The 26319-nt window shown below is 66.1% G+C and carries 28 protein-coding genes; 26 read left to right on the top strand and 2 right to left on the bottom strand.

Going from position 1 to position 26319, the window contains the following annotated elements; all coding sequences use genetic code 11:
- Positions 1 to 35 precede the first annotated feature (35 nt).
- The 3 genes from J2X57_RS03100 to J2X57_RS03090 all read left to right on the top strand — a co-directional run bounded on the left by J2X57_RS03100 (position 36) and on the right by J2X57_RS03090 (position 1929).
- A complete protein-coding gene (locus J2X57_RS03100) occupies positions 36 to 818 on the top strand; it encodes an FKBP-type peptidyl-prolyl cis-trans isomerase (RefSeq protein WP_079521441.1) in 783 nt (260 codons plus the stop codon).
- 180 nt (positions 819 to 998) lie between these two features.
- Positions 999 to 1214: a SlyX family protein gene (locus tag J2X57_RS03095; protein WP_036113814.1), complete on the top strand. Its 216-nt coding sequence runs from the start codon at positions 999 to 1001 to the stop codon at positions 1212 to 1214.
- 22 nt (positions 1215 to 1236) lie between these two features.
- Entirely contained in the window at positions 1237 to 1929 is a 693-nt protein-coding gene (locus J2X57_RS03090) for a DUF2058 family protein (RefSeq protein WP_309863652.1), read from the top strand.
- Between the two features lie 58 nt (positions 1930 to 1987).
- Here the strand turns inward: J2X57_RS03090 and J2X57_RS03085 are convergent, their stop codons facing one another.
- The gene (locus J2X57_RS03085) at positions 1988 to 4045 is read right to left on the bottom strand and encodes a 3-hydroxyacyl-CoA dehydrogenase NAD-binding domain-containing protein (RefSeq protein WP_036113806.1); all 2058 of its coding nucleotides are present in this window, start codon (positions 4043 to 4045) and stop codon (positions 1988 to 1990) included.
- Between the two features lie 157 nt (positions 4046 to 4202).
- Here J2X57_RS03085 and J2X57_RS03080 point away from each other — a divergent pair, with 157 nt between their 5' ends.
- The 11 genes from J2X57_RS03080 to recO all read left to right on the top strand — a co-directional run bounded on the left by J2X57_RS03080 (position 4203) and on the right by recO (position 15892).
- On the top strand, positions 4203 to 4685 hold the full coding sequence (locus J2X57_RS03080) for a hypothetical protein (RefSeq protein ID WP_036113804.1): 483 nt from the start codon (positions 4203 to 4205) through the stop codon (positions 4683 to 4685).
- A gap of 4 nt (positions 4686 to 4689) precedes the next feature.
- Positions 4690 to 7224 (top strand): bifunctional diguanylate cyclase/phosphodiesterase, encoded by a 2535-nt coding sequence (locus tag J2X57_RS03075; RefSeq protein ID WP_239709008.1) that lies wholly within the window; start codon positions 4690 to 4692, stop codon positions 7222 to 7224.
- Between the two features lie 155 nt (positions 7225 to 7379).
- Positions 7380 to 7976, top strand: a complete 597-nt coding sequence (rpoE, locus tag J2X57_RS03070) for an RNA polymerase sigma factor RpoE (protein WP_036113803.1) — start codon at positions 7380 to 7382, stop codon at positions 7974 to 7976.
- A complete protein-coding gene (locus J2X57_RS03065; protein WP_036113801.1) occupies positions 7973 to 8611 on the top strand; it encodes a sigma-E factor negative regulatory protein in 639 nt (212 codons plus the stop codon). Before rpoE ends, J2X57_RS03065 begins: the two co-directional genes overlap by 4 nt.
- Before the next feature lie 156 nt (positions 8612 to 8767).
- A complete protein-coding gene (locus J2X57_RS03060) occupies positions 8768 to 10195 on the top strand; it encodes a Do family serine endopeptidase (protein ID WP_043693542.1) in 1428 nt (475 codons plus the stop codon).
- A 131-nt stretch (positions 10196 to 10326) separates the two neighbouring features.
- A complete protein-coding gene (gene lepA / locus J2X57_RS03055) occupies positions 10327 to 12120 on the top strand; it encodes a translation elongation factor 4 (protein WP_036113799.1) in 1794 nt (597 codons plus the stop codon).
- Positions 12121 to 12219: 99 nt separating this feature from the next.
- Positions 12220 to 13122, top strand: coding sequence for a signal peptidase I (gene lepB, locus J2X57_RS03050; protein WP_036113797.1), 903 nt, complete (start codon positions 12220 to 12222; stop codon positions 13120 to 13122).
- An 89-nt stretch (positions 13123 to 13211) separates the two neighbouring features.
- Positions 13212 to 13589: a DUF4845 domain-containing protein gene (locus J2X57_RS03045; protein ID WP_036113794.1), complete on the top strand. Its 378-nt coding sequence runs from the start codon at positions 13212 to 13214 to the stop codon at positions 13587 to 13589.
- A gap of 9 nt (positions 13590 to 13598) precedes the next feature.
- Positions 13599 to 14252 (top strand): ribonuclease III, encoded by a 654-nt coding sequence (gene rnc / locus J2X57_RS03040; RefSeq protein ID WP_036113792.1) that lies wholly within the window; start codon positions 13599 to 13601, stop codon positions 14250 to 14252.
- On the top strand, positions 14249 to 15178 hold the full coding sequence (gene era / locus J2X57_RS03035) for a GTPase Era (protein ID WP_036113787.1): 930 nt from the start codon (positions 14249 to 14251) through the stop codon (positions 15176 to 15178). The genes rnc and era overlap by 4 nt, the downstream gene beginning before the upstream one ends.
- 21 nt (positions 15179 to 15199) lie before the next feature.
- Positions 15200 to 15892, top strand: a complete 693-nt coding sequence (recO, locus tag J2X57_RS03030; RefSeq protein ID WP_308847237.1) for a DNA repair protein RecO — start codon at positions 15200 to 15202, stop codon at positions 15890 to 15892.
- Here recO and J2X57_RS03025 read toward each other — a convergent pair.
- Complete coding sequence (locus tag J2X57_RS03025) at positions 15889 to 16629, bottom strand: response regulator (RefSeq protein WP_309863635.1); 741 nt, start codon at positions 16627 to 16629, stop codon at positions 15889 to 15891. The genes recO and J2X57_RS03025 overlap by 4 nt on opposite strands.
- 45 nt (positions 16630 to 16674) lie before the next feature.
- Here J2X57_RS03025 and J2X57_RS03020 point away from each other — a divergent pair, with 45 nt between their 5' ends.
- The 12 genes from J2X57_RS03020 (at position 16675) to J2X57_RS02965 (ending at position 26317) form a co-directional block, all read left to right on the top strand.
- Complete coding sequence (locus J2X57_RS03020) at positions 16675 to 18702, top strand: hypothetical protein (RefSeq protein ID WP_309863632.1); 2028 nt, start codon at positions 16675 to 16677, stop codon at positions 18700 to 18702.
- A 19-nt stretch (positions 18703 to 18721) separates the two neighbouring features.
- The gene (locus tag J2X57_RS03015; protein ID WP_079521431.1) at positions 18722 to 19324 is read left to right on the top strand and encodes a YdbL family protein; all 603 of its coding nucleotides are present in this window, start codon (positions 18722 to 18724) and stop codon (positions 19322 to 19324) included.
- 88 nt (positions 19325 to 19412) lie between these two features.
- The gene (gene rlmD, locus J2X57_RS03010; protein ID WP_308847234.1) at positions 19413 to 20711 is read left to right on the top strand and encodes a 23S rRNA (uracil(1939)-C(5))-methyltransferase RlmD; all 1299 of its coding nucleotides are present in this window, start codon (positions 19413 to 19415) and stop codon (positions 20709 to 20711) included.
- Positions 20712 to 20724: 13 nt separating this feature from the next.
- Positions 20725 to 21249 carry a CYTH domain-containing protein gene (locus J2X57_RS03005; protein ID WP_043693558.1) on the top strand — a complete coding sequence of 175 codons (525 nt, stop codon included), beginning with the start codon at positions 20725 to 20727 and terminating at the stop codon, positions 21247 to 21249.
- Positions 21243 to 22244: a beta-N-acetylhexosaminidase gene (gene nagZ / locus J2X57_RS03000; protein ID WP_309863625.1), complete on the top strand. Its 1002-nt coding sequence runs from the start codon at positions 21243 to 21245 to the stop codon at positions 22242 to 22244. The genes J2X57_RS03005 and nagZ overlap by 7 nt, the downstream gene beginning before the upstream one ends.
- 7 nt (positions 22245 to 22251) lie before the next feature.
- Positions 22252 to 22800, top strand: coding sequence for a hypoxanthine-guanine phosphoribosyltransferase (locus tag J2X57_RS02995; protein ID WP_036113767.1), 549 nt, complete (start codon positions 22252 to 22254; stop codon positions 22798 to 22800).
- 4 nt (positions 22801 to 22804) lie between these two features.
- Positions 22805 to 23551 carry an S-methyl-5'-thioinosine phosphorylase gene (locus tag J2X57_RS02990; RefSeq protein ID WP_043693563.1) on the top strand — a complete coding sequence of 249 codons (747 nt, stop codon included), beginning with the start codon at positions 22805 to 22807 and terminating at the stop codon, positions 23549 to 23551.
- A 138-nt stretch (positions 23552 to 23689) separates the two neighbouring features.
- On the top strand, positions 23690 to 23896 hold the full coding sequence (locus J2X57_RS02985) for a cold-shock protein (RefSeq protein ID WP_036117760.1): 207 nt from the start codon (positions 23690 to 23692) through the stop codon (positions 23894 to 23896).
- A gap of 243 nt (positions 23897 to 24139) precedes the next feature.
- Positions 24140 to 24562: a type II secretion system protein gene (locus J2X57_RS02980; RefSeq protein ID WP_309863606.1), complete on the top strand. Its 423-nt coding sequence runs from the start codon at positions 24140 to 24142 to the stop codon at positions 24560 to 24562.
- Positions 24559 to 25062, top strand: a complete 504-nt coding sequence (locus J2X57_RS02975; protein ID WP_309863603.1) for a hypothetical protein — start codon at positions 24559 to 24561, stop codon at positions 25060 to 25062. The genes J2X57_RS02980 and J2X57_RS02975 overlap by 4 nt, the downstream gene beginning before the upstream one ends.
- Positions 25059 to 25283 (top strand): hypothetical protein, encoded by a 225-nt coding sequence (locus J2X57_RS02970; RefSeq protein ID WP_309863600.1) that lies wholly within the window; start codon positions 25059 to 25061, stop codon positions 25281 to 25283. The genes J2X57_RS02975 and J2X57_RS02970 overlap by 4 nt, the downstream gene beginning before the upstream one ends.
- An 8-nt stretch (positions 25284 to 25291) precedes the next feature.
- On the top strand, positions 25292 to 26317 hold the full coding sequence (locus J2X57_RS02965; protein ID WP_043693570.1) for a N(4)-(beta-N-acetylglucosaminyl)-L-asparaginase: 1026 nt from the start codon (positions 25292 to 25294) through the stop codon (positions 26315 to 26317).
- Positions 26318 to 26319 lie beyond the last annotated feature (2 nt).

The following is a 26319-nucleotide window of genomic DNA, read 5'->3' as shown; positions in this document are numbered from 1 at the left end:
GCGTCGCCGAATCTTTCCAAGAGAGGGAGTATTCAATGAAGCACTTTTTGCGTCCCACGATGACGGCCGTCGCCCTGGCGGTTGCGCTGGGTACGGCTGCGGGCGCATCCGCCCAGGCCGCCAAGCCGGCTGCCTCCGCGGCACCGGTCGATAAGCAGAAGGCCAGCTACGTCGTGGGTTGGGACCTTGCCAGCTCGCTTCCGCCGCTCGTCGCGAAGGAAGTGGATGCCGCCACGGTAGCCAAGGCTCTGCAGGCTGCCCTGTCGGGCCAGAAGCCGACCATGTCGGAGGCGGAAGCCAAGTCCGTCCGTGAGGCCTTCGTGGCCCAGCTGAAGGTCAAGGCCGAGGCTGAGTACAACAAGGTCGCGACCCAGAACAAGACCGAAGGCGACGCCTTCCTGGCGAAGAACAAGTCGGCTCCGGGCGTGAAGGTCACGGCCTCCGGCCTGCAGTACCAGGTCGTCCAGGCCGGTACCGGTCAGCGTCCGGGCCCGAACGACACGGTCAGCATCAACTACACCGGTACGTTCGTGAACGGCGAGAAGTTCGACTCCTCGGCCGACCACCAGCCGCCGGGTGCGGCCCAGATCCCGCTCGCCGCGGTGATCCCGGGCTTCCGCGAAGGCCTGCAGCTGATGCAGACCGGCGGCAAGTACAAGCTGTTCATCCCGTCGAACATCGCTTACGGCGCCAAGCCGGAGAACGGCTTCCCGCCGAACGCGACGATCATCTTCGACGTCGAACTGCTGAAGACGGGTCCGACGCCTGCTGGTCAGGGTCCGGGCGCCGGTCCGGCTCCGGGCGCGGGCGGCAAGTAAGCCCCAGCCGTACAAGCGACACCCGAGGGCGCGGAGCAATCCGCGCCCTTTTTCTTTGGCCCGGTTTCTTTGATCCGCGGCACCGGCGGATTACAATCGACTGTTACCACATGCTCGCCTGAGCTTCCTGGAGCCGCATGAACGCCTCGATGTCCAGATTCCGACTCGCGGAACGCCGCCGTGGCTGACCACGACGACGATCGCCTGACCGAGCTCGAGGTGCGTCTTTCCTTCATCGACGACACGGTGAACGGACTTTCTTCCGCCGACACGGAAATCGCCCGGCGACTGGACCGGCTGGAGCGCGCGGTGCGCGACCTTCGCTCGGATCTGGTCAACATGCGCACCGGCGTTGGCAGCGACGCGGCGAACGAACCGCCGCCCCCGCATTACTGAAACACGGAACGAGTCTTACCGAATGGCAGAGTCCCTGCGCGACCAGTTGTTGAAGAGCGGCCTCGTAAAGGAAGTCCGCGAAGAAAAGCGTGCGTCCACGCCGCCACCGAAACAGGGTGGCGCGAGCGGTCAGCCTTACGCGGGCAACAATCCGCGTCATGGTGGCAAGCCGAAGCAGGGGCAGGGTGGCCGGCCTCAGGGTGACCGCGCCGGCGGCGGTAAGGGCGCGGGAAACAACCGTCCGCAGGAAGGACGACGCGGACAGGCTGCTGGCCGGCCGCAGAGCGCGAAGCCGGCACGCACCGATGGCGAGATGGATCTGGCCAGGGCCTATGCCATTCGCGCGCAGACGGAATCGGCCGAGCGTCGCAAGGCGGAGGCTGAAGCCGCTGAAGTGGCGCGCCTGCGTAAGGAAAAGAAACGCAAGGTTGAAGAGTTGCTCAAGGGTAAAGCGCTCAACCTGGCTGACGCCGATCAGGTGCGTCACTTCCCGTACGGTGAAAAGATTCGTCGCGTGCACGTCGATGCCGCGCAGCTCACCGCGATCAACGCGGGCGAACTGGGTGTCGTCCAGCAGGGCGGTCGTTACCTGGTAGTCGACAAGGCCGTCGTTGACGCGCTACGCGAGCTCGCGCCGGAGTTCATCGCGTTGATGGTGGATCCGAACGCGGTGAGCGAGGCGGATGACGGCGTGCCTGACGATCTGATGTGGTGATTCGGGGGTGAGTCGGGCCGCTTGCGCGGCCCTCGCCCCCCAGGATGATCTCGCGCCGTTATGCGGGCGGGCTCGACAGCTCCGGGTTATCCCAGCCTTCCTTCTTCGCGAAGCGCGCGCCGTGCTTCTGTTCGAGCTTCGCCAGGCGCTCGCGGATCGCCGCCACGCCTTCGGTGCGCACGTACTGAATCGGGCCGCCCCGGAACGGCGCAAAGCCGGTGCCGAAGATCACGCCGGCATCCAGGAGGTCGGCATCGTCCACCACGCCTTCGGCCAGGCAGGCGATGGCCTCGTTGACCATCGGCAGGATCATGCGGTCCTGGATATCGGCCGGCGGCACATAGTCGGGATCGACATCCGGTTTGTCCGGCTTGCCTTCCTTCCAGACGTAAAGGCCTTCGCCGTCTTTCTTGCCGCGTTTGTTGGCGGCGAGCTTTTCCTCGAGGCCTGCCGGGATTTCCAGACCGAGGAAGGGTGCCAGTTCCTTGCCCACCGAGGCGCATACGTCGAGGCCGACCGTATCGGCCAGCTCGATCGGCCCCATCGGCATGCCGAACTTCTTCGCCTCGCGGTCGAGCACCGGGCCGGGCACGCCTTCGTTGTAGAGGCGCATCGCTTCCATCAGATAGGGCATGAGGATGCGGTTGACCAGGAAGCCGGGCGTGCCCTTGACCGGAACCGGCAGCTTGCCGATGGCCTTGCAGAAGGCCAGCGCGCGCTTCTCGATCGCCGGATCGAGCGCGTCGTGGCGCACGACTTCGACCAGCGGCATCTGCGCCACGGGATTGAAGAAGTGCAGCCCGAGGAAGCGCTGCGGTGCCTTCAGGCCCTGGCGCAGTTCATCGAGCGGGATCGACGACGTATTGCTCGCGAGGATCTCGTCCGACTGGAACTGTGGCTCGATGGTCGCGTACAGGGCGTGCTTCGCTTCCGGGTTCTCGAAGATCGCCTCGATCGCGAGGTCGGCATCGGCGACGCCCTTACCCTCGACGTCGGCGCGCAGGCGCGCGACGGCGGCTTCGAATTTGGCCGGTGCTTTCAGCTTCTTCTCGAACAGCGTGCGGGCCCGCGCGATCGCCGGCTCGACGAAGCGCAGCTCGCGGTCCTGCAGCGTCACGTCGAACCCTTTCAGTGCGGACCAGGCGGCGATGTCGCCACCCATGGTGCCGGCGCCGACGACATGCACGTGCTTGATGCCATGGTCGGTGCCGCCGCCGAGGCCCTTGAGGCGTTCCTGCAGGAAGAAGATACGGATGAGGTTGCGCGCGGTGGGCGTGGTGGCGAGCTTCGCCACCGACTTCGCTTCGAGTCTGAGTCGTTGCTGGATGCTCGACCCGCCGCGTGCCCAGACGTCGATGAGCGCGAACGGCGCCGGGTAATGTTCTTTACGTACCTTGGCCGCCGTCTGCTTGCGCACCATCGGCGCCAGGATCGCGCGTGCGGGCAGGGTGTTGGTCGCCCAGGCCTTCGCGCGCTGCGCGAGCGGGCGCCGTGTGGGGCGGCGTGCGAGCTGTCTGGCTTCCGCGAGCAGTTCGTCCGGGCGGGCGACGCGGTCGACCAGCCCGACCGCTTTGGCGCGACGGGCGTTGAACGGCTTGCCCGTAAGCATGGCCGGCAGCGCATCGGGCGCACCGATCAGACGTGGCAGGCGCGCCGATCCGCCCCAGCCCGGATGGATGCCGAGCATCACTTCCGGCAGGCCGATCTTCGTCGCCTCGTCGTCGGCGGCGATGCGCAGGCGGCAGGCGAGGGCCAGTTCGGTACCGCCGCCCATGCAGGCGCCGTGGATGGCGGCCACCGTCGGACACGGCAGGCGGGCGAGGTTATCGAAGACACGCTGGCCGTTCTCGATGTTCTCGAGCACCGTGCCGGTGTGCGCGTACTCGACGAATTCGCGGATATCGGCGCCTACCGCGAACCCGGAAGGCTTGGCGGAATGAATCACCACGCCGCGAGGGCCCTCGATGGTGAGGCGCTCGACGAGCTTGTCCAGTTCATCCAGGACCTCGCGGGACAGCGCGTTGGCGCTGGAACCCTCGCGGTCGAACGTCAGGACGACGATGCCGTCGTCGCCCACGCTGGTCTTCCAGTGCTTGAATCGGAGTCCTTCGAACATGGCGGCGTCGTGCGGTGGCGAATGAGCGCATCACCATACCTTCCCGCCGGGCCGAATGCGAGATACCCGCCCGTATGGTGGGCGAATTCACGTCGGTGACTGGCGGACTCCCCTGTATTGGATCGATACTGAACGTCTCTTCATCCAGCGATGCCTCATGCCACCCGATGCCCTAGCAGCCACGGACGTCTTCGACCGGATCCTCGCGGCACCGGGCCCGTTGGTCGCCTTGCAAGCGCCCGATCTGGCCTCGCTGGTCGACCAGTTCCGGCTGGTCGCACGCCGGTCGGGGCAGGCGGTTTATCTGTGGCGGAATGCCGAGGGTCTGGTCAGCCTTCGCGACGCGCAGATGCGCGTTCCCGGTTGCCTCCGACTGGGCGACGCACTTCGCTACATCCTGCAGAGCCTGCACTTCGGGGTGTACCTGCTGGACATGCCGCCGGGCGTGCCCAGTGCGACGGACGGTGCGTTGCTGCGGCAGCTGGCGCGGACCAGCACCGGCCATGTGCGGCGCGTGGTCCTGATCGGGGCCAGCGCGAGCCTGCTGGCGACTTTCGAAGACGACGTGGTCCAGGTCGACGCCGACTGGCGCTCCCGCACGGCGGCGCCGCGCCTGCGCGACGGCCGCTGGATCGTCTGACGTCGTGGCCACCATTTCCGAGCCCCTTGGCGTTCTCATCTTTACCCCGCGTCGCGATGTGCGGCGTGCCATCTTCGATGCCCTCGACCTCGACGGCGATTTCGTGCTGCTCAGTGCGCGCGATGCCGCCCAGCTCGAAACCCTGATGGCCGACGCGCCGCCGTTGCACGTGATCGTGGTCGGGGAAAATGACAGTGCCGATATCGCCCAGGGCCTTCGCATCCTGCGCGCATCCCCGGCATACGCTTCACTGCCTGCGGTATACGTCGTCGACGATATGCCGGGCGTCGCACCCGAGGGGGGTGTCGACTGGCTACGCGAAGGCGCCATTCCCACCGAACTGGCCCAGCGAGTGCGTCAGGCGACCCAGGGAACGACGGCGTCGGCCGTGCCGGCCACGCCCATCCGCGACTACCGCTTTGCCTTCGATGCGGGTGCCGCGTGGGTGATCGCTTCCACGCCGGACGGCTGCATCGTCGAGACCGGAGAAGCCATGGAGCGTCTCTGCGCGGGCGACGGACCGGTGCAGGGGCGGACCCTCGCGGAGCTCTTCGACCTCGCCCATGACGCCACATGGCCGCTTCCGGACGGCGACGCCATCGCATGTACGTTGCGCCGCCGCGACGGTGTCGAGATCACCGGCGAGATCGACGTGCGTCACCGCAAGGATCATGGCGAACACCGCATCGCCGTGGGCTTCCGGGACCTGCGCGCCACCGATATGGCGGCGCGGGCCCTGTCGCTGCTCGCCGTGCTCGAAGGTTGTCCCAGTGACGACGAAGGCATGAATGAAGCAGCTGCAATGCTGGCCGACGCGCTCGAACTGGACGTCGTGGCGATCTGGTCGGCCTTGCCCGAAAGCGACGCCGGCCCTGAGATTCTCGCCCGGATCTGGAACGGTCCCTCGCCCGCGACCTGGCCGGAGGCCGGCGATCTGCCGCTGTTGCGGGTATGTCTGGGCGGCGAGTCGCTCTCGCGTCTGGTCGAGGGCGAAGGGGCCGCGCTGAGCGACCCGCTCATCGAGGCGCTCGGCCTCACCGCGTTCGCGCTGCTGCCCCTTCTGGATGAACGGCGCAGTGTGCTGGGTGCCATGCTTGCCGGGCGTCGTCGCAGTGGCGGTGACGGCCGTGTACTGGCTCAGGCGCTGCGCGCCGCGACGGCGCGTTTCGCGTCGGCGCTGGAATTGCGCCGGGCACGGGAGCAGGGCCGGGTGCGTGGCCTGATCGACACCCTGACCGGATTGCCCAACCGTCTGCTGTTCAACGATCGCCTCGAGACCACCATCCGTGAGGCGGAACGTACGGGTGAACTGTTCGCGACGTTGCTCGTCGACCTCGACCGGTTCAAGAGCATCAACGAGTCGCTCGGTCATGCCGTCGGCGACCAGGTGCTCAATGCCGTCGCGCGCCGCCTGCGTGCCAGCGTCCGCGCGTCCGACACCGTGGCCCGGTACGCGGGCGACGAGTTCACCATGATCCTGCGCCACATCATCAAGCGCGACGACGTGCTCCGCATCGCGGAGAAGGTCGTGCAGACGATGGAGATGCCGCTTGCCCTGGACGACGGCTCGGAGCTGCAGGTCACCGTGTCGGTCGGCATCTCGTTTTTTCCCGACGATGCCGCCGAAGGCGAGTTGCTGCTGCGTCACGCCGATGAAGCCATGTACGGCGCGAAAAGCCTCGGCCGCAACAACTATCAGATTTACGCGGCGAGCGTGGATGCTTCGCAGCAGCAGAACGCCGAGCTCAAATCGCGGCTTCGGCATGCCGTCCGTAACAACGAGCTTCGCGTGTTCTATCAGCCCCAGGTGGCCGCGGCGAGCGAAGACATCGTCGGCATGGAGGCTCTCGTCCGCTGGGAGCATCCCGAGCTGGGCATGATCAGTCCGGCGTTCTTCATTCCCCTGGCGGAGGCGAGTGGCCTCATCGTGCCGATCGGCGAATGGGTCCTGCGAACGGCGTGCGCTCAGGCCAAGACGTGGGAGGACCGGTTCGGCCTCAAGCTGCGTCTGGGTGTGAATCTGTCCGCGGTGCAGCTGATGCAGCCGAACCTTGCCGAGGTGGTGGCCACGGCCCTCCGCGATACGGGCTTCCCCGCACACCTGCTGGAGCTCGAGGTGACCGAGAGCATCAGCGTGAAGACGGTGCCGCATCTGGTCGAGACCCTCGATGCGCTGCATGCCATGGGCTGCCATATCGCCATCGACGATTTCGGTACCGGCGCCGCCTCGCTCGATTATTTGCGGCGCCTGCCGGCGGACCGGATCAAGATCGACCAGAGCTTCGTGCGCAACATCGGTGTCGATCCCGACGACGAGGCCATCGTGCGCGCCACGATCGACATGGCACATCGCCTGAAGCGGGGTGTCGTGGCCGAGGGCGTCGAGATCGAACAGCATCTGCAATTCCTGCGCGCCAACGGCTGCGATGAATTGCAGGGCTATCTGTTCTGCCGCCCGCTGCCGGTGATCAGCTTCGAAAAGCTGCTGGGCGAGCGGGAGCGCATCATCCATGACGCGAGGGCCGCGGTTCCCGCCTGACGGAAGCAAAAGGCGAGGACCAAACTTGTGGTTCAGCCAGCGGTCCGCATATTTTCCGGATGCGACGGGAGGGGAAGGGCGAATGAACTTGCCCTCCCTGAGCTTGTCTCAGCTGCGCCCGCGACGGCCCCGAAAGAGTTAAGGAGACGGCCCGGATGGGCGAAAACGAACTGGATCAAGCACTTGTTGAACGTGTGCAGCAAGGAGACCGCCGCGCCTTCGACCTGCTTGTCCGAAAATACCAGCACAAGGTGATTGCGCTGATCTCGCGCTACGTGCATGACCGGACCGAGTGCGAGGACATCGCCCAGGAAGCTTTCGTGCGTGCGTGGCGCGCCCTGGCCTCCTTCCGTGGCGAAAGCGCGTTTTATACGTGGCTGTACAAGATCGCCGTGAATACGGCGAAAAATCACCTGGTAGCCATGGGACGCCGCCCGCCCACGGGAGACATCGACATCGAGGATGCGGTTTACGTGCCGGGCGCCACGCGCATGCACGAAAGCGCCACCCCCGAGCGCGAACTCATGCGTGAGCAGGTGGAACAAACGGTATTTTCTACTGTCCAAGCCTTGCCTGAAGAACTTCGGGTCGCGATCACCCTGCGCGAGGTGGACGGCAAGAGCTACGAGGAAATTGCCGCCGCCATGGACTGTCCCATCGGGACTGTCCGTTCGCGTATTTTCAGGGCTCGCGAAGCCATCGACGAAAAACTGCGGCCGTTGTTGTCCGACCGCGAGGATCACAGCCCATGAGTGAAGCCAATCGGGAAATTCTTTCCGCCGGTATGGACGGAGAGCTGTCACGGGAGGAACTCCGCTTCCTGTTGCGCCGCATCGAGGCCGATGCCGGTCTGGCGGACGTCTGGTCGCGTTATCACGCGGGACGTGACGGTCTTCGCGGTGAGGACCGGCCGTCGGTGTCGCCCGACTTCGCCAGCCGGGTCATGGCGGCTATCGACGCGGAGTCGGTGGTCGTGTCGGCCGCGCCGCGCCGCCGCTGGCTCCACTGGTCCGCCGGTGGCGCGATTGCCGCGAGCGTGGCCGTGGCCGCGCTGATGTTGTCGCAGCCCGCCGGCCGGCACTCGGCCGCGACGGACGTCGCGCAGCACGCCCCGGCGGTGGAAGGCAACGAAGTGGCGGACGTGTCGGCGGCGACGGCTCCCGTAGCGCCTCAGTGGCTGACGGGTAACAACGCCTCGCAGTTCACGCAGAAGGCCGCCTTCGACGGGTCCAGCGAGGGCGGCGCCACGTACCTTCCCCGTTCGATGCCCTATCAGATCCATCGTGCCCGGGCTGCGGAGAGCCCGGACGGCAACGGTTACATGTTGCTGACCCGCCCCGACGGTAGCCGTTATGTCCAGCCGGTGGCCGTCCCGCAGGCTCGCTAGGCCCGGCCCTGGTGGAGCCGCTGCCGGTGTTCAGCCCCGGTGGAAGCCAACCCTGTTGGCGACAGGCTCCCCAGCGCCATATCCCCATCCCCATCATTCCAACCCCGTGCGGCGAATACCGTACGGGCAGCCGTAGCTAAAAAAAGGAGAATTTTGATGGCTTTCTGGCATGTGCGCGCCCTGATGACTGGCGCACTGGTTGTCGCAAGTGCGGGCGCACAGGCGCAGGCGCTGCCGGACTTCACGGGAATCGTGGAAAAGAACGCGCCGGCGGTCGTCCACGTCGAAGCGAAGACCAGCGGGAACAAGAAGGGCAGAGCGGCGCCGGACGGCGGCGCGCAGGACGACCAGCAGGAGCTTCTCCGGCGCTTCTTCGGTATGCCGGGTATGCCGGGCATGCCGGCCCCGCCGCGCGACCAGACGTCGCTGGGCTCGGGATTCATCATTTCCGCCGATGGTTATGTACTGACCAACGACCACGTGGTCGACGAGGCCGACGAGGTCAAGATCCGGCTGCAGGACCGACGCACGTTTACGGCCAGGGTGGTCGGCAAGGACCCTCAGTACGACATCGCGCTGCTCAAGATCGACGGCAGCTCGTTGCCGACGGTATCCATCGGCGACTCGCGCAGCGTCAGGCGCGGCCAGTGGGCGCTGGCCATCGGCTCGCCCTTCGGGCTCGACGCGACGGTCACCCACGGCATCATCAGCGCGGTCGGGCGCAACCTCGGCAGCGGCGACCAGCCCTATACGTCCTTTATCCAGACGGACGTGCCGATCAATCGGGGCAATTCCGGCGGCCCGCTGTTCAACCTCCAGGGCCAGGTGATCGGCGTGAATTCGCAGATCTACTCCACCTCGGGCGGCTATCAGGGCCTGTCGTTCTCGATTCCCATCGACGTCGCCATGAACGTCGTCCAGCAGATCAAGGAAAAGGGCTATGTATCGCGCGGCATGCTGGGTGTGACGGTGCAGCCGGTCGACCAGTTCGTGAAGAACCTCGACCTCCCGGATGCCAACGGGGCGCTGGTCGCCCAGGTCACGCCGGGGAGCGGTGCCGACAAGGCCGGCATCCGCCAGGGCGACGTCATCCTGTCGTTCAACGGGACGCCGATCACCCAGTCGCCCGACCTCCCGCCGCTGGTCGGCATCACGCGTCCGGGGTCGACGGCGAAGGTCGAGATCCTCCGTGACCACAAGAAGCAGACACTCGACGTCAAGGTCGGTGAGTTGCCCCGGGACAAGAACGCGCTGGCCGAAGCCGGTGCGGCCGCCGGCGGTGGGTCGGGCAGCTCGGCGGCTCTGGGTCTGTCCGTTCAGGACATCGATGCGTCCACGCGCTCCGAGCTCGGGCTCAAGCCCGGCGAAGGTGTCGTGGTCAGTAAGGTGACCGGCCGGGCCGCCGCGGGCGCCGGTCTGCAGCCGGGCGACGTGGTGCTGATGGTCAACCAGAAGCGGGTGGGCTCCTCGGCGGCCTTCCGTGACGCGAGCAAGGACATCAAGCCCGGTGATACCGCCATGTTGCTCGTTCGCCGCGACGATGCCACCCGGTTTGTCGGCGTTACCATCCCCAGCGACCGCTGATGCGGCCGTGGGCCACTCGCCGGTCGGCGGCGGGTGGCCTTCCATGCGATAATGCCGGATTCGCAGCGGCCCTCACGGCCGCTGCACGTCGTTCGCGCCGCGAGCGATGGTGAACGTGACCACGGCGCTCCATGGAACTCATCCGCAACTTCTCCATCATTGCCCACATCGACCACGGCAAGTCGACGCTGGCCGACCGCATCATCCAGTTGTGCGGCGGCTTGTCCGAGCGCGAAATGGAAGCGCAGGTCCTCGACAACAACCCGATCGAGCGCGAGCGCGGCATCACGATCAAGGCCCAGTCCGTTTCGCTGCCGTACAAGGCGCGGGACGGCAAGACCTACCAGCTGAATTTCATCGATACCCCGGGCCACGTGGACTTCTCCTACGAAGTCAGCCGTTCGTTGTCGGCGTGCGAGGGCGCGCTGCTGGTGGTGGATGCCGCCCAGGGCGTCGAGGCACAGTCGGTCGCCAACTGCTACACGGCCATCGAGCAGGGCCTGGAAGTCATTCCGGTGCTCAACAAGATCGACCTGCCGACGGCGGACCCGGAGAAGGCCAAGGCCGAGATCGAGGCCGTCATCGGTATCGACGCCAGCGACGCGATCGCTGTCAGCGCCAAGACCGGCCAGAACGTCATTGAAGTGCTCGAGGCAATCATCCATCGCATTCCGGCCCCCAAGGCGGGCGATACGGACAAGCTCCAGGCGCTGATCATCGACTCCTGGTTCGACAACTACCTCGGCGTCGTCTCGCTGGTCCGCGTCATGCAGGGCGAGATCAAGCCGGGCGACAAGATCCTGGTCATGTCCACGGGGCGCACGCACCTGGTCGACGACGTCGGCGTGTTCACGCCGAAGCGTAAAAAGCTCGAAAAGCTTTCCGCCGGCGAAGTCGGCTGGATCAATGCGTCCATCAAGGATGTGCATGGCGCGCCGGTCGGCGACACGCTCACGCTTGCCGGCAAGCCTGCCGAAGCACCGCTGCCGGGTTTCCAGACCATGCAACCGCGCGTGTTCGCCGGTCTGTTCCCGGTGTCCGCCGACGACTATCCGGCACTGCGCGAAGCGCTCGACAAGCTGCGCCTCAACGATGCCGCCATGTTCTTCGAGCCGGAAAGCTCCGAGGCCATGGGCTTCGGCTTCCGCTGCGGCTTCCTCGGCATGCTCCACATGGAGATCGTGCAGGAGCGCCTCGAGCGCGAATACGACCTCAACCTGATCACCACCGCGCCCACCGTCGTGTACGAGGTCGCCAAGACCGACGGTACCGTGCTGGCCATGGACAACCCGGCGAAGCTGCCCCCGCCGCAGCAGATCGTCGAGATCCGTGAGCCGATCATCGTCGCCAACATCCTCACCCCGGGCGAATACGTCGGGAACGTGATCAAGCTGTGCGAGGAAAAGCGCGGCGTACAGCGCACCATCCAATATCTGGCCACCCAGGTGCAGGTGACCTACGAGTTGCCGCTCGCCGAGGTCGTGCTCGACTTCTTCGATCGCCTGAAGTCCGTGTCCCGCGGCTACGCTTCCATGGACTACCACCTGGAGCGCTTCGATCCGGGTCCGTTCGTTCGCGTGGATGTCCTCATCAACGGCGATCGCGTCGACGCGCTCAGCCTGATCGTTCATCGTTCTCACGCGGACCGCCGCGGGCGGGAACTTGTCGAGCGGATGAAGGATCTCATTCCCCGCCAGCAGTTCGACGTGGCTATCCAGGCCGCCATCGGCGCGGCGGTCATTGCCCGCTCCACGGTGAAGGCACTGCGCAAGAACGTTCTCGCCAAGTGCTACGGCGGCGACGTCTCGCGTAAGAAGAAGCTCCTGGAGAAACAGAAGGAAGGCAAGAAGCGCATGAAACAGGTCGGCAGCGTGGAGATCCCCCAGGAAGCCTTCCTTGCCGTGCTCAGGCAGGACAACAAGTAAGCTCGCCGCACGGCGTAACCCCTCGAACTTATGGAAGGCCGGCGCCGGATGCGCCGGAACGGGCCGTCAGGGCCCCTCCACACGACTTACGGAGTTGGCATGGCGTCATTCGATTTTTCCGCGATTCTTCTCGGCCTTACGGTGCTTTTCGGCGTCATCTGGCTGATCGACTGGCTGTTTCTGGCCAAGTCGCGCCGTGCCCGCACCGAAGCGTCGGGTACCGAGCAGCCCGAGCCGTGGCCGGTCGACTGGGCGCGCTCGCTGTTTCCGGTCATCCTCGTCGTGCTGCTGCTGCGCTCGTTCGTCGCCGAGCCCTTCCGGATTCCCTCGGGTTCGATGATGCCGACACTGGACGTCGGCGATTTCATCCTGGTCAATAAGTTCGCGTACGGCCTGCGCATGCCGGCCTTCAACAACAAGCTGCTCGAAAACGGCGAACCGCGCCGCGGCGATGTCGTGGTGTTCCGGTTCCCGGGCTACGTCTGCACGGACGAAAGCGGCCATACGATTCGCAGCGGCGACGTGACCTGCGCCAATCCTCACGAGCCGGTCCCCGGCGAAAACTGGATCAAGCGCGTCATCGGCTTGCCTGGCGACCGTATCGAAACCCGCGGCAGCGAGCTCTACATCAATGGCGAACGCGTCGGTGCCGATGAAATCGGTCCGTTCAAGGGCAGCATGACCCGTCCGGAAGACCGCCTCCTGATGACCTTCGGCTCCAAGCTGTATACCGAGCATCTGGGCAGCATCAACCACACGATCGCGCTGACCCCGGCTTACAACATGCCGATGGACATCCCGAACGACAAGGTGCCGTCCGAAGTACCCAAGGGCTGCTACATCGTCATGGGCGACAACCGCATGAACAGCACCGACAGCCGCTGGTGGGGCTGCATGCCGGAACAGAACCTGGTCGGCAAGGCCTTCTTCGTCTGGCTGGCGTGGCGCGGTCTTGACAACGGCATCCTCGATTTCTCGAAGATGGGCAAGGTCATCCATTGACCGGATTAGTGGCGTCCGTCACGCGGGAGGGCGTTGCGGACGGCCGCGGACAAGGTAATCTGCGCGTATTCACGGGGGGACAACAACGCATGAAATCCAGGCAGTCGGGTATTACCCTTATCGGCTTCGTCATCGTTCTGCTGGTGCTGGGGTTTTTCGCCTTCATGGCGATGAAGCTCGTTCCGTCGTACATCGAGTACATGGGCGTGGTGAAGGCCATGAACCAGATGTCGACCGAGGGCGGCAATGAGGACGTCGGTCAGGCACGTCGTCAGCTCGCTTTCAAGATGAGCTTCCAGTACGTCGACGATTCGACGATCAAGCCGCAGGACGTGACCGTGACCCGGGCCAACAACGGCGCCGTGCTCAACGTGAACTACGACAAGGAAATCCCTTTCCTTTACAACATCTCGTTCCTGTTGCATTTCGACCATTCGGTCCCGCTGAAGAGTGCCGTTGGGCAATAATGAGGCTTCGTGCAGTTTCCGCATTCCTTCCGTAACCCGACCCTGGCCACCCTGGCGCTCACTCACCGAAGCGTCGGGAAGCCGAACAACGAGCGGATGGAGTTCCTCGGTGACGCCCTGCTGGGCGCGATCGTGGCGGAACTGCTTTTCGAGGTTCATCCGAAAGCCAGCGAGGGCGAGCTGTCGCGTCTGCGCGCCCAGCTCGTGAACGGCGAGGCCCTGGCCGTCATCGCCCGTGAACTCGAACTGGGCGACGTCCTCAAGCTCGGCCCGGGCGAGCTGAAGAGTGGCGGTTTCCGTCGCGACTCCATCCTTGCCGACGCGTTCGAGGCGCTGATCGCCGCTGTCTACATGGATGACGGCTTCGATGCCTGCCGCCAGGTCGTGCGCAGGCTTTTCACGCCCCGCGTGGCAGAACTCAAGCGCTCCAGCAAGGACGCGAAAACGCGCCTGCAGGAGTGGCTGCAGGGCAGGGGTTTGCCGCTGCCCACTTACGAACTTACCGACAGCTCCGGCGAAGACCACGCCAAGATCTTCGACGTCAGCTGCTGTATCGACGAACCGGAACCGATCCGCGTGGAGGGACGCGGTGGCAGCCGGCGGGCCGCCGAACAGGATGCCGCGGAAGCGGTGCTGCGCCGATTGCTGGAAAAAAAGACATGAACGACAACGACACCCCCGAGAACGACACCCTCGTCGACGACGACTTCCGCTGTGGCTATGTGGCCCTGTCGGGCCGACCCAACGTCGGCAAGTCCACGCTCCTCAACGCCCTCATCGGCGTTCGTCTGAGCATCGTCAGCCATCGTCCGCAGACGACCCGCCACCGCATCCTCGGCATCTCGACCAAGCCCGAGGGACAGATTCTCTACGTCGACACGCCCGGTCTCCATCGTGGCGCGAAGCGTGCGATGAACCGCAGCATCAACCGCGCCGCCCGCGCTGCGATCACCGAAGTGGACCTCGCGGTGCAGGTGATCGAGGCCGGTCGCTGGACGGATGAAGACGCCGCCATGTACGACGCGCTTGCCCAGCAGGACATGCCGAAGCTGCTGGCGATCAACAAGGTCGACCTGCAGAAGGACAAGACGGCGATGCTGCCGTTCGTGGCCGATCTGATGGCGAAGCATCCGTTCGACGACGTCTATTACGTCAGCGCGCTGAAGTCCAAGGGGCTGGACGGCCTCGAGAAGGGCATCCTCAAGCGTCTGCCGGAGCAGCCCGCGGTGTACGGCGAAGACGAGATCACCGATCGCAGTGAGCGCTTCCTGGCGTCCGAGATGATCCGTGAGCAGCTGATGCTGCGTCTCGACCAGGAGCTTCCGTACGCCACCACGGTCGAGATCGAGCGTTTCGAAGACCGCCCCGACGGGATCGCCGAGGTCCATGCGGTGATCTGGGTCGAGCGTGACGGCCAGAAAGCCATTGTCATCGGTGACGGTGGCGCCCAGCTCAAGGCCATCGGCACGTCCGCACGCAAGGGCATGGAGCACCTGTTCGAGCGTAAGGTGTTCCTCAAACTGTGGGTCAAGGTGCGCGAGGGCTGGGCGGACGACGAAAACCTGCTCAAGCGTTTCGGCTACGAATAAGCCCGACGGGTCTCCCGCGCCATGCGTGTCGAGCAGCAACCCACGTTCGTTCTGCACGCCCGGCCGTACCGGGAAACCTCACTGCTGGTCGAGTGCCTGACCCGCGACCACGGCCGTATCGGCGTGGTCGCGCGCGGCGTGCGTAACGAGCGGGCGCGCCTCCAGAGGGCCCAGCTCGAGCCCTTCCAGCGTCTCGCGTTCGACCTGATCATGAAGGGCGAACTCGCGACGTTGCGTACCGCCGAGCCCTCGGGCGTGGCGCAGCGCCTGACCGGCGACGCCGGCATGGCCGGCCTCTATCTCAATGAGCTCGTGGTCCGCCTCACGGGCCGTCAGGATCCCAATCCCGACCTCTTCGATCACTACGAACGCACCTTGCGGCGCATGGCGGTGGGCGAGCCGCTGGCGTGGACCCTGCGCCGGTTCGAGCGCGACATGCTTGAGGCGCTGGGCTATGCGTTACCGCTCGACATCGACGCGATCGACGGGGAACCGCTCGATCCCTTGCTGACCTATTTCTACGATCCCGAATCGGGCGTCCTGCCCGGACGCGCGGGCGACGCCCGTGGCATTCGTGGCGCCGATCTGCTCGCGCTGGCCGCCGATCAGGCTCCGGATACGGCCGGTCTCGCTTCGCTGCGCCGGATGATGCGTCAGATCATCTCGTTTCATCTCGGCGGGGGAGAGCTGAAAGCGTGGCGCGTGCTGCGCTAAGCGGGGCGCGGCGGAAGGGCGGCGAGGGCCTTTCTCAGCTCGATGCGGAAGCGGTCGATCGCCGCCGGCACAACGGCCCGCGTCTCCAGCAGATGATTTTGCAACGCCTTGGCCTGAGCGCCGAGTCGGGCCGTTCCGCAAAAGCCACACGCGGAGCGCAGCCGGTGCATGCGCTCGATCAATTCGGTGGGGCGGTCGGCAAGTGCGTCCAGGGCCGCATCGAGTTCGGTCAGTTCCTCGCGCAGCAGCTGACGTAACGCCAGAAGCGTTCTCGCGTCGCCGCTCGCCGCGTGGCCCAGCTCGTCGTCGAGTACGCCCAGGTCTTCGTCGATGCCGAGGGTCGCGGCGAGCGCATGCCTGAGTGAGGTGATCTGGCAGGGCTTTTCGATGACGCCGGCGAAGCCTGCGCCGAGCAGGCGGTCGCGAAGCTCCGCAGGCACCTCCGCGCTGGTCGCCAGCGCCACGGCGCCGCGCGACAGGGCTGACGCATCGCCACGGAGCGCGGCAAGCACGGTCAGAGCGCCGCCCCCGGGCATGCGGCAATCGAGCAGCATGGCCGCGAACGACTGCGTCCGACCCAGTGAAACCGCGCGCTCTCCATCGTCGGCCAGCGTCGGCTGATAGCCCAGCGAACGGAGCGCCAGATCCAGGAACTGCCGGGTCGGCGCGTCGTCATCGGCGACGAGAATCGCGCGTCCGGGGGAAGCAAAAGAAGGGGGCGTGCCGTACTCGACCATGCAACGTTCCGTGTTGTTCATCTTGATTTGGCAGAATGGCGGAGCATGCTTCCGGTATCAACCCGCACGTTCGCCCTTTTTCTCGCCGCCTGGATCGCGCTGACCTGGGCCGACGGCGCGCGGGCGGGCCTTTCCGTGGGCGCCGACAGCGTTGCGGTGCCCGGCCTGAGCATGACGGGCGTGGAAGCCGACATTGCGCCGGTCTCCGGGGGCACGGGCGTGACACTCGCGCTGACGGCCCAGAGGGCGGACATCGCCGCCATGGGCTGGCGCAAGATCGGCCTGGACCTTGCCGGCAGGCTCGACCGCGACGAACTGGGTCGATGGAACTTCGACGGTGACCTTCGCCTGCGTGGCGCGCCGGGAGGCGCATGGACGCGGGCGACCGTGCACATGGCCGCCGATGAATCGGCGAACACGCTCGAGGTATCGATCCGCCAGGACAGCTCGCTGGCCCAGGTCGCGTTGCCGATGGACCAGACCAGCCATGCTCAGATAACGCTCAAGAATCTGCCGGCCGGCTGGCTTCAAGGGCTTCTCTCGACCGTGTGGTCGGGACGTACGACCACGGGCCGCGTCAATGCGGATCTTGCGCTCGATGTGCTCGACGGCGGATTGCAGGCGGGGGGGCAGTTCGCCCTCGACGGCGTCGGCTTCGACAGCCCGGGAGGCAAGCTGGCGGGAGAAAAGCTGTCCGGCAGCGGCCGCCTCGGCCTCGACAATCAGGCGGACGCTACCGTGATCGACCTCGATGCGGCGTTGCGCGGCGGCGCTCTGCTGCTGGGACCGTTGTACGCGGATCTCCCGGGGCACGCCGTGCAACTGTCGCTTTCAGCGCGGTCACAGAAGGGCGCGCTGGCCGTGCGGAAGCTGCGGCTGACCGATCCGGACGCGTTGCAGCTGGAGGGCGAGGTGGACTTCGCCGCTACCGGCGATCTTTCCGTCCTCCGGCTGGATCGCTTCAACGCTCGGTTTCCCGCCGCCTACACGCGTTACGGGAAGGGCCTGCTGCGCAGCATAGGTGTGGAGTCGCTCGACGCGGACGGCGACGCGTCCGGCCATCTCGCCTTGGGACCGAAGGGCCTCGAGTCGTTCGCCGTGCAGACGGTGGGACTCGACCTTGCCCGCGGCGATGGCCAATTCGGCGTGCAGGGCCTGCACGGAGCGATCGACTGGAACGTGACGGACGATCGTCCCGCGACGAAACTCGGCTGGCGGGCGCTTCAGGTGCAGCGCATCCCCAACGGTGCCGCGGACGCCACCCTGCGCAGTACGGGCGGCACGCTGGCCTTGCAGAAGCCGTTCGCCATTCCGGTACTCGATGGTCAGTTGCGCGTGCAGAGCCTCGCCTGGAAGCCGGCCGCGACGCGTGGCGACCGGCTGCAGACCTCGCTTGCACTGACTCAGGTCGACATGGCGGCATTCTGTCGGGCGCTCGGCTGGCCCGAGTTCAGGGGTACGGTAGGCGGTGCGGTGCCCTCGCTGCGTTACGTCGACGATCGTGTCGAACTGGCCGGCGGTCTCTCGCTCAACGTCTTCGACGGCTTCGTCGACATCACCGGGATGAGCCTCGCGCAGCCCTTCAGCGCGGCGCCGATACTCACGGGTGACATTTCGCTGCGTAAGCTCGATCTCGCGCTGATGACCTCCGTCTTCGACTTCGGCAGCATCACCGGTCGCCTCGACGGCGGGATCGACGACCTGCGTCTGGTCGGCTGGAAGCCTGCGGCGTTCAAGGCCCACCTGCTGGCGGACAGCGGTGGCCGGATCAGCCAGAAAGCGGTGAACAACCTCACCTCGGTCGGTGGGGGCGGCATCGCCGGCGGCCTTCAGGGCACGGTGCTGAAGATCTTCAAGACCTTCGGCTACAAACGTATCGGCCTGTCCTGCACGCTCAAGGGCGACCTTTGCTCCATGGGCGGGCTGGGCGCGGCGAAGGATGGCTACACTATCGTCGAAGGCAGCGGATTGCCGCGGCTGACGGTCGTCGGGCATCAGCGCGAGGTCGACTGGCCGACGCTGGTCCGTCGTCTCGAAGCCGCCACGCAGGGCGACGGCCCGACCATTCATTAGGAAACGGAGGAAAGGAACGATGCGCAAGCCTTTGATCGTCGTGATGCTGGCGGCCGCCGTGGCCCTCGTCGGCTGCGTCACCATCAATGTCTACTTCCCCGAGGCCGCCGCCCAGAAGGCGGCCGATCAGTTCATCGGCACGGTCCTCGACGACAGCGGCGTCGCCAAGCCGTCCGGCGAATCGGACAAGCCGAAGCCGGTGCCCGGTAAGCAGCCGTCCGCGTCGCTGCTCGATCTGGTCATCCCGGCGGCGCAGGCGGCGGAATCGCCGGATATCCAGGTGCGCACGCCGGAGACCGATGCCATCCGTCAACGCATGACCAGTCGTTTCAGCGGGCAGCTCAAGGGCCTGTTCGACAGCGGCGCGGTCGGCTTCACCGCCGACGGCCTGGTCGCCGTGCGCGACGCCGGTGCGTTGCCGCTGGATCAGCGTTCGCAGGCCAATGGCATCGTCGGGCAGGAGAACAACGACCGCGATGCGCTGTATGCCGCGGTGGCCCGCGCCAACGGTCATCCGGAGTGGGAGCCGCAGATCCGCAAGGCGTTCGCCGATGGCTGGGTCCAGCGCGCGCCGCCGGGCTGGTATTATCGGGACGCCTCCGGCGCCTGGAAGCGCAAGTAGGCTTCCGCCAGGGCCGCCCGCCGCGCAGGCGCGGGCTTCCTCCCAGCCAGCCCGGACCGTCGTCGTCCGGGCTTTACGTTTTGAGCGCATGACCGAATTCGAAGCCACCATCACCGGCCTCGGCCACGACGGCCGGGGCGTCGCCCGCATCGACGGCAAGGCCACCTTTGTCTCCGGCGCGCTGCCGGGCGAGCGGGTGCTGCTCAAGTACTACAAGCGTCATCGTCATTACGACGACGCCGAAATCGTCAGCGTGCTCGATGCCTCGCCCGATCGCGTCGAGCCGAAGTGCCGGCACTTCAGTCAGTGCAGCGGCTGCTCATTGCAGCATATGGATTCCGCCGCGCAGATCGCCGCGAAGCAGCAGGTGCTGGCCGACAACTTCGAACGTATCGGCAAGGTCACGCCCGGGTCGTGGCTGCCCCCGTTGACGGACCAGCCATGGGGCTACCGCCGCAAGGGGCGGTTCTCGGTGCGTTACGTGGCCAAGAAGGAGCGCGTGCTGGTCGGCTTCCGCGATGAGGCCAATCCGCGCTTCGTCGCTGAGATCGAGCACTGCGAGGTGCTTCATCCTGCCCTGGGGCCGAAGGTCGGGTTGCTCGCCGAGCTGGTCGGCGGTCTGGCCGCGGCGCGGGACATCCCGCAGATCGAGTTCGCCGCGGGCGACGACATGATCGCCCTGGTGTTCCGGCACATGTCGGCGTTGAGCGACGCGGACCGCGATGCGCTCATCGCCTTCGGCAAGGCGCATGGCTTCGCGATTTATCTTCAGCCCGGCAATCACAGCAGCGTCCATCCGATCTGGCCGGAGTCGCCGCGGCTCGCGTTCGGGGTGCCGGCCGACGACGTCGAGCTGGAGTTCCAGCCGCTGGATTTCGTCCAGGTCAACGCGGGGATGAACCAGCGCATGCTCGCGCGCTCGCTGGAGCTGCTGGACCTCAGACCCACGGACCGTGTGCTGGACCTCTTCTGCGGCCTCGGCAACTTCACCTTGCCCATCGCGCGCCATGCGGGCGAGGTGGTCGGCGTGGAAGGGGAGCATGGGCTGGTCGAGCGCGCCGCCGCCAACGCCGCGCGCAACGGCCTTTCCAACGCATCGTTCCGTGTCGGCAATCTGTTCGACGACCAGCGCAACGAGCCGTGGGCCACCCAGCGCTGGGACAAGCTGTTGCTGGACCCGCCGCGTGCCGGCGCGGACAAGGTGCTCGAGTACCTCCCACGCAAGGGCACCGACCGCGTGGTCTACGTGTCGTGTCACCCGGCCTCGCTGGCGCGTGACGCGGGCATTCTCGTCGGCAAGGGCTTCCGCCTCGTGTCGGCGGGCGTGATGGACATGTTCCCGCACACGGCGCACGTCGAATCCATCGCGCTGTTCGAGCGCCGCTGAGTACCGGAGACCCATGGGTATCGAGATCGAACGCAAATTCCTCCTCGCCGGCGACGGCTGGCGCCCGCTGGTCGAGCGCAGCGAGCGCATGGCGCAGGGGTATCTGGTCAGCGGTGCCGCCGTGGCCTCGGGCCAGGCGAAATCGTCGGTCCGGCTTCGGGTCTCCGGCGAGCAGGCGTGGCTCAACATCAAGTCGGCCACGCTCGGCATCGAGCGTCAGGAATACGAGTACGCCGTGCCCCTCGCCGATGCCCGCCAGATGCTGGACGACCTTGCCGACGGGCGGGTGGAAAAGATTCGTCACCATGTCATGCTCGACGGCGCACACTTCGAGATCGACGAATTCCTGGGCGATAACGCCGGGCTGATCGTCGCCGAGGTGGAACTGCCATCGGCGGACGCCGCTTACCCGACACCCGACTGGCTGGGTGCCGAAGTCAGCCACGCGGTCCGCTATTACAACGTCAACCTGATCGACCATCCTTTCAAGGCATGGTCGGCCGCGGAACGGGAAGGGAAGGAGGACGCAGCATGTTGATCGTCGGCCTGGCCGGCACGCAGCTCGAGGCGCACGAGCATGCCTTGCTCACGGCGCCCGGCGTGTCCGGGGTCATTCTCTTCTTACGCAACTTCGTATCGCGGGAGCAGGTCAGCGCGCTCATCGAGAGCATTCGTGATGTGGCGGGTGAGGACGTCCTGGTCTGCGTGGATCAGGAGGGCGGCCGCGTTCAGCGGTTCCGTGAGGGCTTCACACGTCTGCCGCCGCTGGCTGCCATCGGCCGGTTGTACGACACCGATCCGGGTGCGGCGATCGATCGTGCGGAAGAACACGCCTGGATCATGGCCAGCGAAATGCGCGCCATCGGCGTGGATTTCAGCTTCGCACCGGTTGCCGATCTCGATCGCGGCAGCGCGGCTATCGGCAATCGCGCCCTGCATTCCGACCCCGTCGTTGCGGCCGATCTTGTCCAGGCCTACGTGCGTGGCATGCACCTCGGCGGCATGGCCGCCGTACTCAAGCATTTCCCCGGACATGGCTCGGTCGCGGAAGACACGCACCTGTCGTCCGCGATCGATCCGCGCAGCAAGCACGAGATCCTCAGCACCGACCTGCTGCCCTTCGTCGCGGGCATCGAGGCACGTGCCGAGGCCGTCATGGCCGCGCATGTCGTCTATACGGCCGTGGACGACCAGCCGGCCGGCTACTCGCATGTGTGGATCGACGAGATCCTGCGCGGCGAGCTCGGCTTCCGCGGTTGCGTGATCGGCGACGACATCAGCATGGCCGCGGCCGGCAGCGTCGGCGGTGTCGCCGCACGCGTCAGCGCCAACCTCGATGCGGGCTGCGATCTCGTGCTCGCCTGTTTTCCCGACGTCGTTCCCGAGGCGATCGCGGCGGTCAAGGGCCGCCGTCCGTCGCCGGTCGAGCGTATCGCTCCGCTGCGCGGCGCGATCGGCTCGACCTGGGAAGGCCTCGTCGACAATCCCCAGCGCGAACGATTCATCGCGCGCGTGACCGCCCTGGAGCCCTGATTCCACCATGACCGCCCAAGCTTCGCTCGAATACGCGCTCGCGCACTCCGATATCCTGTTCACCCGCGAGCAGCTCGACACTGAAATCGCCCGCCTGGGCCGCGAGATCGATACCGCCCTCGACGGTGAAGTGCCGGTCTTCCTCACCGTGATGCACGGCGCGCTGGTGTTCGCCGGCCAGCTCGCCCTGGCGATCCGCACCGACCTCGAATTCGACTACGTGCATGCCACCCGCTATCGCGGCGAGACCAGCGGCAGCGATCTGCACTGGCTGCGCCGTCCGGAAGTCCCGCTGCGTGACCGCACGGTGGTCCTCGTCGACGATATCCTCGACGAAGGCCACACCCTCAAGGCGGTCCGCGACGCCTGCCTCGCGATGGGCGCGAAGAAGGTCCTGCTCGCCGTGCTCTGCACCAAACAGCACGACCGTCGCGCGCACGGGATCGAAGCCGACTTCAACGGTGTCGACCTGCCGGACCGTTACGTCTTTGGTTACGGCATGGATTATCACGAGCAGGCCCGCAACCTGCCGGCCATCCACGCGTTGAAGGACTGACCCGATGACCATCGATCTCGCCGTCATCGGCGGCAGCGGCCTGTACCAGTTCGAAGGCCTCGAGAACACGCAGCGTCACAGCGTGGAGACGCCCTTCGGGCCCGCCTCCGGCGATGTCGTCACCGGCGATTTCCGCGGGAAGCGTCTGGCCTTCCTTGCACGGCATGGCGAAAGCCACACGGTGCCGCCGCACCGGGTGAATTACCGCGCCAATCTCTGGGCACTGCATGCGCTGGGCGCTCGCCGGGTGGTCGCGGTGAATGCGGTCGGCGGCATCCGCGACGACATGGGCCCGCGTGCGCTGGTCGTGCCCGATCAGATCATCGACTACACGCACGGTCGGTACACCAGTTTCAATGATGTGGACGGAGCCGAAGTCCGCCATATCGACTTCAGCGCGCCTTATACGGAGAGCCTGCGCCAGGCGATCCTGTCGGCGGCGCGTGCCGAGGGCCTGGCGATCATCGACGGTGGCTGCCACGGGGTGACCCAGGGGCCGCGTCTGGAAACGCGTGCCGAAATCGCCCGTATGAAGCGTGACGGCTGCGATCTGGTCGGTATGACGGGTATGCCTGAGGCGGCCCTGGCACGCGAGCTCGATCTCGAATTCGCCTGCCTGGCGCTGGTGGCCAACTTCGCAGCCGGGGCCGGTGATGAGGCGGAAATCAGCATCGAGGAGATCTTCGCCCACCTCGCGGCGGCCACGGCCAACGTGGCGCCGATCCTCGGCCGGTTGCTGTCGGGGGCCTGACCCCGAAAAAATCCCAGTTGCGCTTTGCGCCGAAACTTGATGATACTTGCCACCGCCGCGGGGGCAGGCATCAGGGGATCCATGGGGAACGCCTCGCCATATCCGGGCGCTTCCAATTCCATGTATGAGGTCTCCGCAATGCGTTTCGGTACCGTCAAGTGGTTTAACGACGCCAAGGGTTTCGGTTTCATCGCGCCCGAGGACGGTGGGGAGGACGTATTCGTCCACTTCTCCGCTATCAACTCCAAGGGCTTTCGCAGCCTGCAGGAAGGCCAGCGCGTGAAATTCGAAGTCACCACGGGCCCGAAGGGCGCGCAGGCTTCGGGCGTCGAAATCGCGGCTTGATTGTCACGGTCTGGTGTCTTGAAAACCCCGCGCCCTGGCGCGGGGTTTTTTTTCGACAGGTCGGTCGGCTTTACGGAGCGGCAGAGCCGCTCCCCGAGGCCCCAAGGCGTGTACCTTCCGCGCGAAGGCATCGCGCATGCACGACAGCGCGGGCACATCGCGTGCGACGTATGGGAGACGACTGACTCCCGCGGATTGTGGAAGCGCGCATCGACGCGGCGATAGTGGTCGCAATCTATCGGCATGAAAGATTCCTGCCGTGGTGCATCGCTCATCGAATCGCTCGTTGCGTTGGCCGTGTTCGCCATCGGCAGTGCGGCGACAGGCACGTGGTTCAGCACCTCCATCGAAGCTGACGCGAAGGCATCACGGCTCATGGCGGCGGTGTCGGCGATTGCTGACTTGCGCGAGCGCATGCATTCGAACCCCGCCGGAGTGGGGTCAGGCCACTACCACGGCGTAACCGCTCGTCGCTCGCCTGGCTGCGGGAACGGCTGTGCGCCGGCGGAACTTGCCATGGACGATCTGGACCGGTTCGACCGGACGTTGCACGAGCAACTGGGCCCGGCTGCGCGGCACACGCTGCATTGCACGGATCGATCGGTGTGCGTCGTGCGCATCTCATGGGACGGCCGCCCTCTCGTCGCGATGTCGTTCAAGCCATGAAGCATCGTGGTTCCAGTGTCGTGGAGCTTCTCTGCTCTCTGGCGGTCGCCGGTATCGTCGCGGGTGTGGTGGCGGTCTCACTCGGATCGGCCGGTGTGGCGTCGCGTCGGCATCTTCGCTCGATGGAGCGGGGCGATGCGGCGCGCCAGGCATTGGCCGTCTTCGCGCACGACCTTGCCGAGTCGAAGGCCTGGGGCGTGTGTACCGATGCGCGAGATTGCCCGCTCATTCCGGCGGGCAGACCTTACCGTTCCTACGTCGTGCACACCGATGCGGCCGACTGGCTCGTCGGCAAGGGCCTGCGACGGTGTGTCGAAGCCTGCGATGCGTTGGTCGATGACATCGTCGGTCTCGATGTGCTCGCGGACGTACCCGATGAGAGCGGTCGGGTGCGACGCGTTCGCTTCCTGCAGTGGCATGGGAACGCGGCGCGGCTGCTCGAGGTATCGATCCGGTTCGCCGATGGCACGCGCTTCTCTCGCGTGGTGGCTAAGCAATGAGTGCCTGCCGCGGTTCGATACTCGTCTTCGTCCTTGTCATGCTGGCGGCGATGGGTGTGCTCGGCGCGACCCTGTCGCGGCACGCCGCCTGGCGGCGGTTGGCCACGGCGGAATACCGCGACGCTCTCTGCGGCCCGGGGCCGCATCCGGCTGGCTGGCAGGATGGCGTCGCCCCATGCGAACATCGGACGAGGCGCGAAAAACGCGTGGCTGAAGACTGAGGGGTTTCATGGATCGCAGGCGATTTCTTCAGGGGGCGACGGTCGCCTCCGGTGTGGCGTTGACCGCCAGAGGGTTGGCGGCGGACGCCAAAGCGCCGTCGGTGACGGGCGGCGGCGTGCTGCCTCGCGTGTGTTCCACCTGGGACTTCGGCGTGGCTGCCAATCAGGCGGCGTGGAAGGTGCTGGCCGGTGGTGGCCGGGCGCTGGATGCGGTGGAGGCGGGGGCACGCGTGCCCGAAGCCGATATGCGCAACCACAGCGTCGGTCGTGCCGGTTACCCGGATCGCGATGGTAAGGTCACGCTCGATGCCAGCATCATGGACGAGAAGGGTAACTGTGGCGCGGTCGCGGCCATCGAGCACATTGCGCACCCGATATCGGTCGCGCGACGGGTCATGGAGCGGACGCCGCACGTATTGCTGGTCGGCGATGGCGCGTTGCAGTTCGCCCTCGAGCAGGGTTTTCCGCGCGAGGAGCTGCTGACCCCGGAATCGGACAAGGCCTGGCACGAGTGGCTGAAATCCGCGAAATACAAGCCGGTCGCCAACAGCGAAGTCAGGAGCTACAACGCCGGTCCGGGTGGTACACCGGGCGACGCGAGCAACCATGACACGATCGGCATGCTCGCCATCGACGCGAAGGGCAACCTGTCCGGTGCGTGCACCACGAGCGGCATGGCCTGGAAACTCCATGGTCGTGTCGGCGACAGTCCGATCATCGGCGCGGGACTCTATGTCGACAACGAGGTCGGCGGCGCCACATCGACCGGCGTCGGTGAGGAAGTGATTCGCAATGTCGGCAGCTTCCTCGTCGTCGAGTTGATGCGGCAGGGACGTTCGCCGGAAGATGCCTGCCGCGAAGCGGTCGAACGTATTCTCAGGCGCAAGCCGGAAGCGAAAGATCTCCAGGTCGGCTTTCTTGCCCTGGACAAGAAAGGCAATGTCGGTGCGTGGTCGATCCAGAAAGGTTTTTCGTACGCCGTGTGCGATGCGACAAAGCAGGATGCGCTGATCCCCGGCAAGAGCACCTACTGATC

It is taken from the genome of Luteibacter sp. 1214, from assembly GCF_031455395.1.
GTDB classification, from domain to species: Bacteria; Pseudomonadota; Gammaproteobacteria; order Xanthomonadales; family Rhodanobacteraceae; genus Luteibacter; species Luteibacter mycovicinus.
The sequence above is the reverse complement of the archived record's forward strand: the minus strand, read 5'-3'. Positions and strand labels throughout refer to the sequence as shown.

Bases quoted from the DNA above. Each gene is read 5' to 3' on its own strand.
- J2X57_RS02980 (WP_309863606.1), top strand. From the start codon at position 24,140: ATGAAAGATTCCTGCCGTGGTGCATCGCTCATCGAATCGCTCGTTGCG.
- J2X57_RS03065 (WP_036113801.1), top strand. From the start codon at position 7,973: ATGAGTGAAGCCAATCGGGAAATTCTTTCCGCCGGTATGGACGGAGAG.
- J2X57_RS02995 (WP_036113767.1), top strand. From the start codon at position 22,252: ATGACCGCCCAAGCTTCGCTCGAATACGCGCTCGCGCACTCCGATATC.
- J2X57_RS03100 (WP_079521441.1), top strand. From the start codon at position 36: ATGAAGCACTTTTTGCGTCCCACGATGACGGCCGTCGCCCTGGCGGTT.
- rlmD (WP_308847234.1), top strand. From the start codon at position 19,413: ATGACCGAATTCGAAGCCACCATCACCGGCCTCGGCCACGACGGCCGG.
- J2X57_RS03085 (WP_036113806.1), bottom strand. From the start codon at position 4,045: ATGTTCGAAGGACTCCGATTCAAGCACTGGAAGACCAGCGTGGGCGAC.
- nagZ (WP_309863625.1), top strand. From the start codon at position 21,243: ATGTTGATCGTCGGCCTGGCCGGCACGCAGCTCGAGGCGCACGAGCAT.
- J2X57_RS03045 (WP_036113794.1), top strand. From the start codon at position 13,212: ATGAAATCCAGGCAGTCGGGTATTACCCTTATCGGCTTCGTCATCGTT.
- J2X57_RS02990 (WP_043693563.1), top strand. From the start codon at position 22,805: ATGACCATCGATCTCGCCGTCATCGGCGGCAGCGGCCTGTACCAGTTC.
- J2X57_RS02975 (WP_309863603.1), top strand. From the start codon at position 24,559: ATGAAGCATCGTGGTTCCAGTGTCGTGGAGCTTCTCTGCTCTCTGGCG.
- lepA (WP_036113799.1), top strand. From the start codon at position 10,327: ATGGAACTCATCCGCAACTTCTCCATCATTGCCCACATCGACCACGGC.
- J2X57_RS03080 (WP_036113804.1), top strand. From the start codon at position 4,203: ATGCCACCCGATGCCCTAGCAGCCACGGACGTCTTCGACCGGATCCTC.
- J2X57_RS03025 (WP_309863635.1), bottom strand. From the start codon at position 16,629: ATGGTCGAGTACGGCACGCCCCCTTCTTTTGCTTCCCCCGGACGCGCG.
- J2X57_RS02965 (WP_043693570.1), top strand. From the start codon at position 25,292: ATGGATCGCAGGCGATTTCTTCAGGGGGCGACGGTCGCCTCCGGTGTG.
- J2X57_RS03090 (WP_309863652.1), top strand. From the start codon at position 1,237: ATGGCAGAGTCCCTGCGCGACCAGTTGTTGAAGAGCGGCCTCGTAAAG.
- J2X57_RS03020 (WP_309863632.1), top strand. From the start codon at position 16,675: ATGCTTCCGGTATCAACCCGCACGTTCGCCCTTTTTCTCGCCGCCTGG.
- lepB (WP_036113797.1), top strand. From the start codon at position 12,220: ATGGCGTCATTCGATTTTTCCGCGATTCTTCTCGGCCTTACGGTGCTT.
- J2X57_RS02985 (WP_036117760.1), top strand. From the start codon at position 23,690: ATGCGTTTCGGTACCGTCAAGTGGTTTAACGACGCCAAGGGTTTCGGT.
- J2X57_RS02970 (WP_309863600.1), top strand. From the start codon at position 25,059: ATGAGTGCCTGCCGCGGTTCGATACTCGTCTTCGTCCTTGTCATGCTG.
- rpoE (WP_036113803.1), top strand. From the start codon at position 7,380: ATGGGCGAAAACGAACTGGATCAAGCACTTGTTGAACGTGTGCAGCAA.
- J2X57_RS03005 (WP_043693558.1), top strand. From the start codon at position 20,725: ATGGGTATCGAGATCGAACGCAAATTCCTCCTCGCCGGCGACGGCTGG.
- J2X57_RS03060 (WP_043693542.1), top strand. From the start codon at position 8,768: ATGGCTTTCTGGCATGTGCGCGCCCTGATGACTGGCGCACTGGTTGTC.
- J2X57_RS03015 (WP_079521431.1), top strand. From the start codon at position 18,722: ATGCGCAAGCCTTTGATCGTCGTGATGCTGGCGGCCGCCGTGGCCCTC.
- era (WP_036113787.1), top strand. From the start codon at position 14,249: ATGAACGACAACGACACCCCCGAGAACGACACCCTCGTCGACGACGAC.
- recO (WP_308847237.1), top strand. From the start codon at position 15,200: ATGCGTGTCGAGCAGCAACCCACGTTCGTTCTGCACGCCCGGCCGTAC.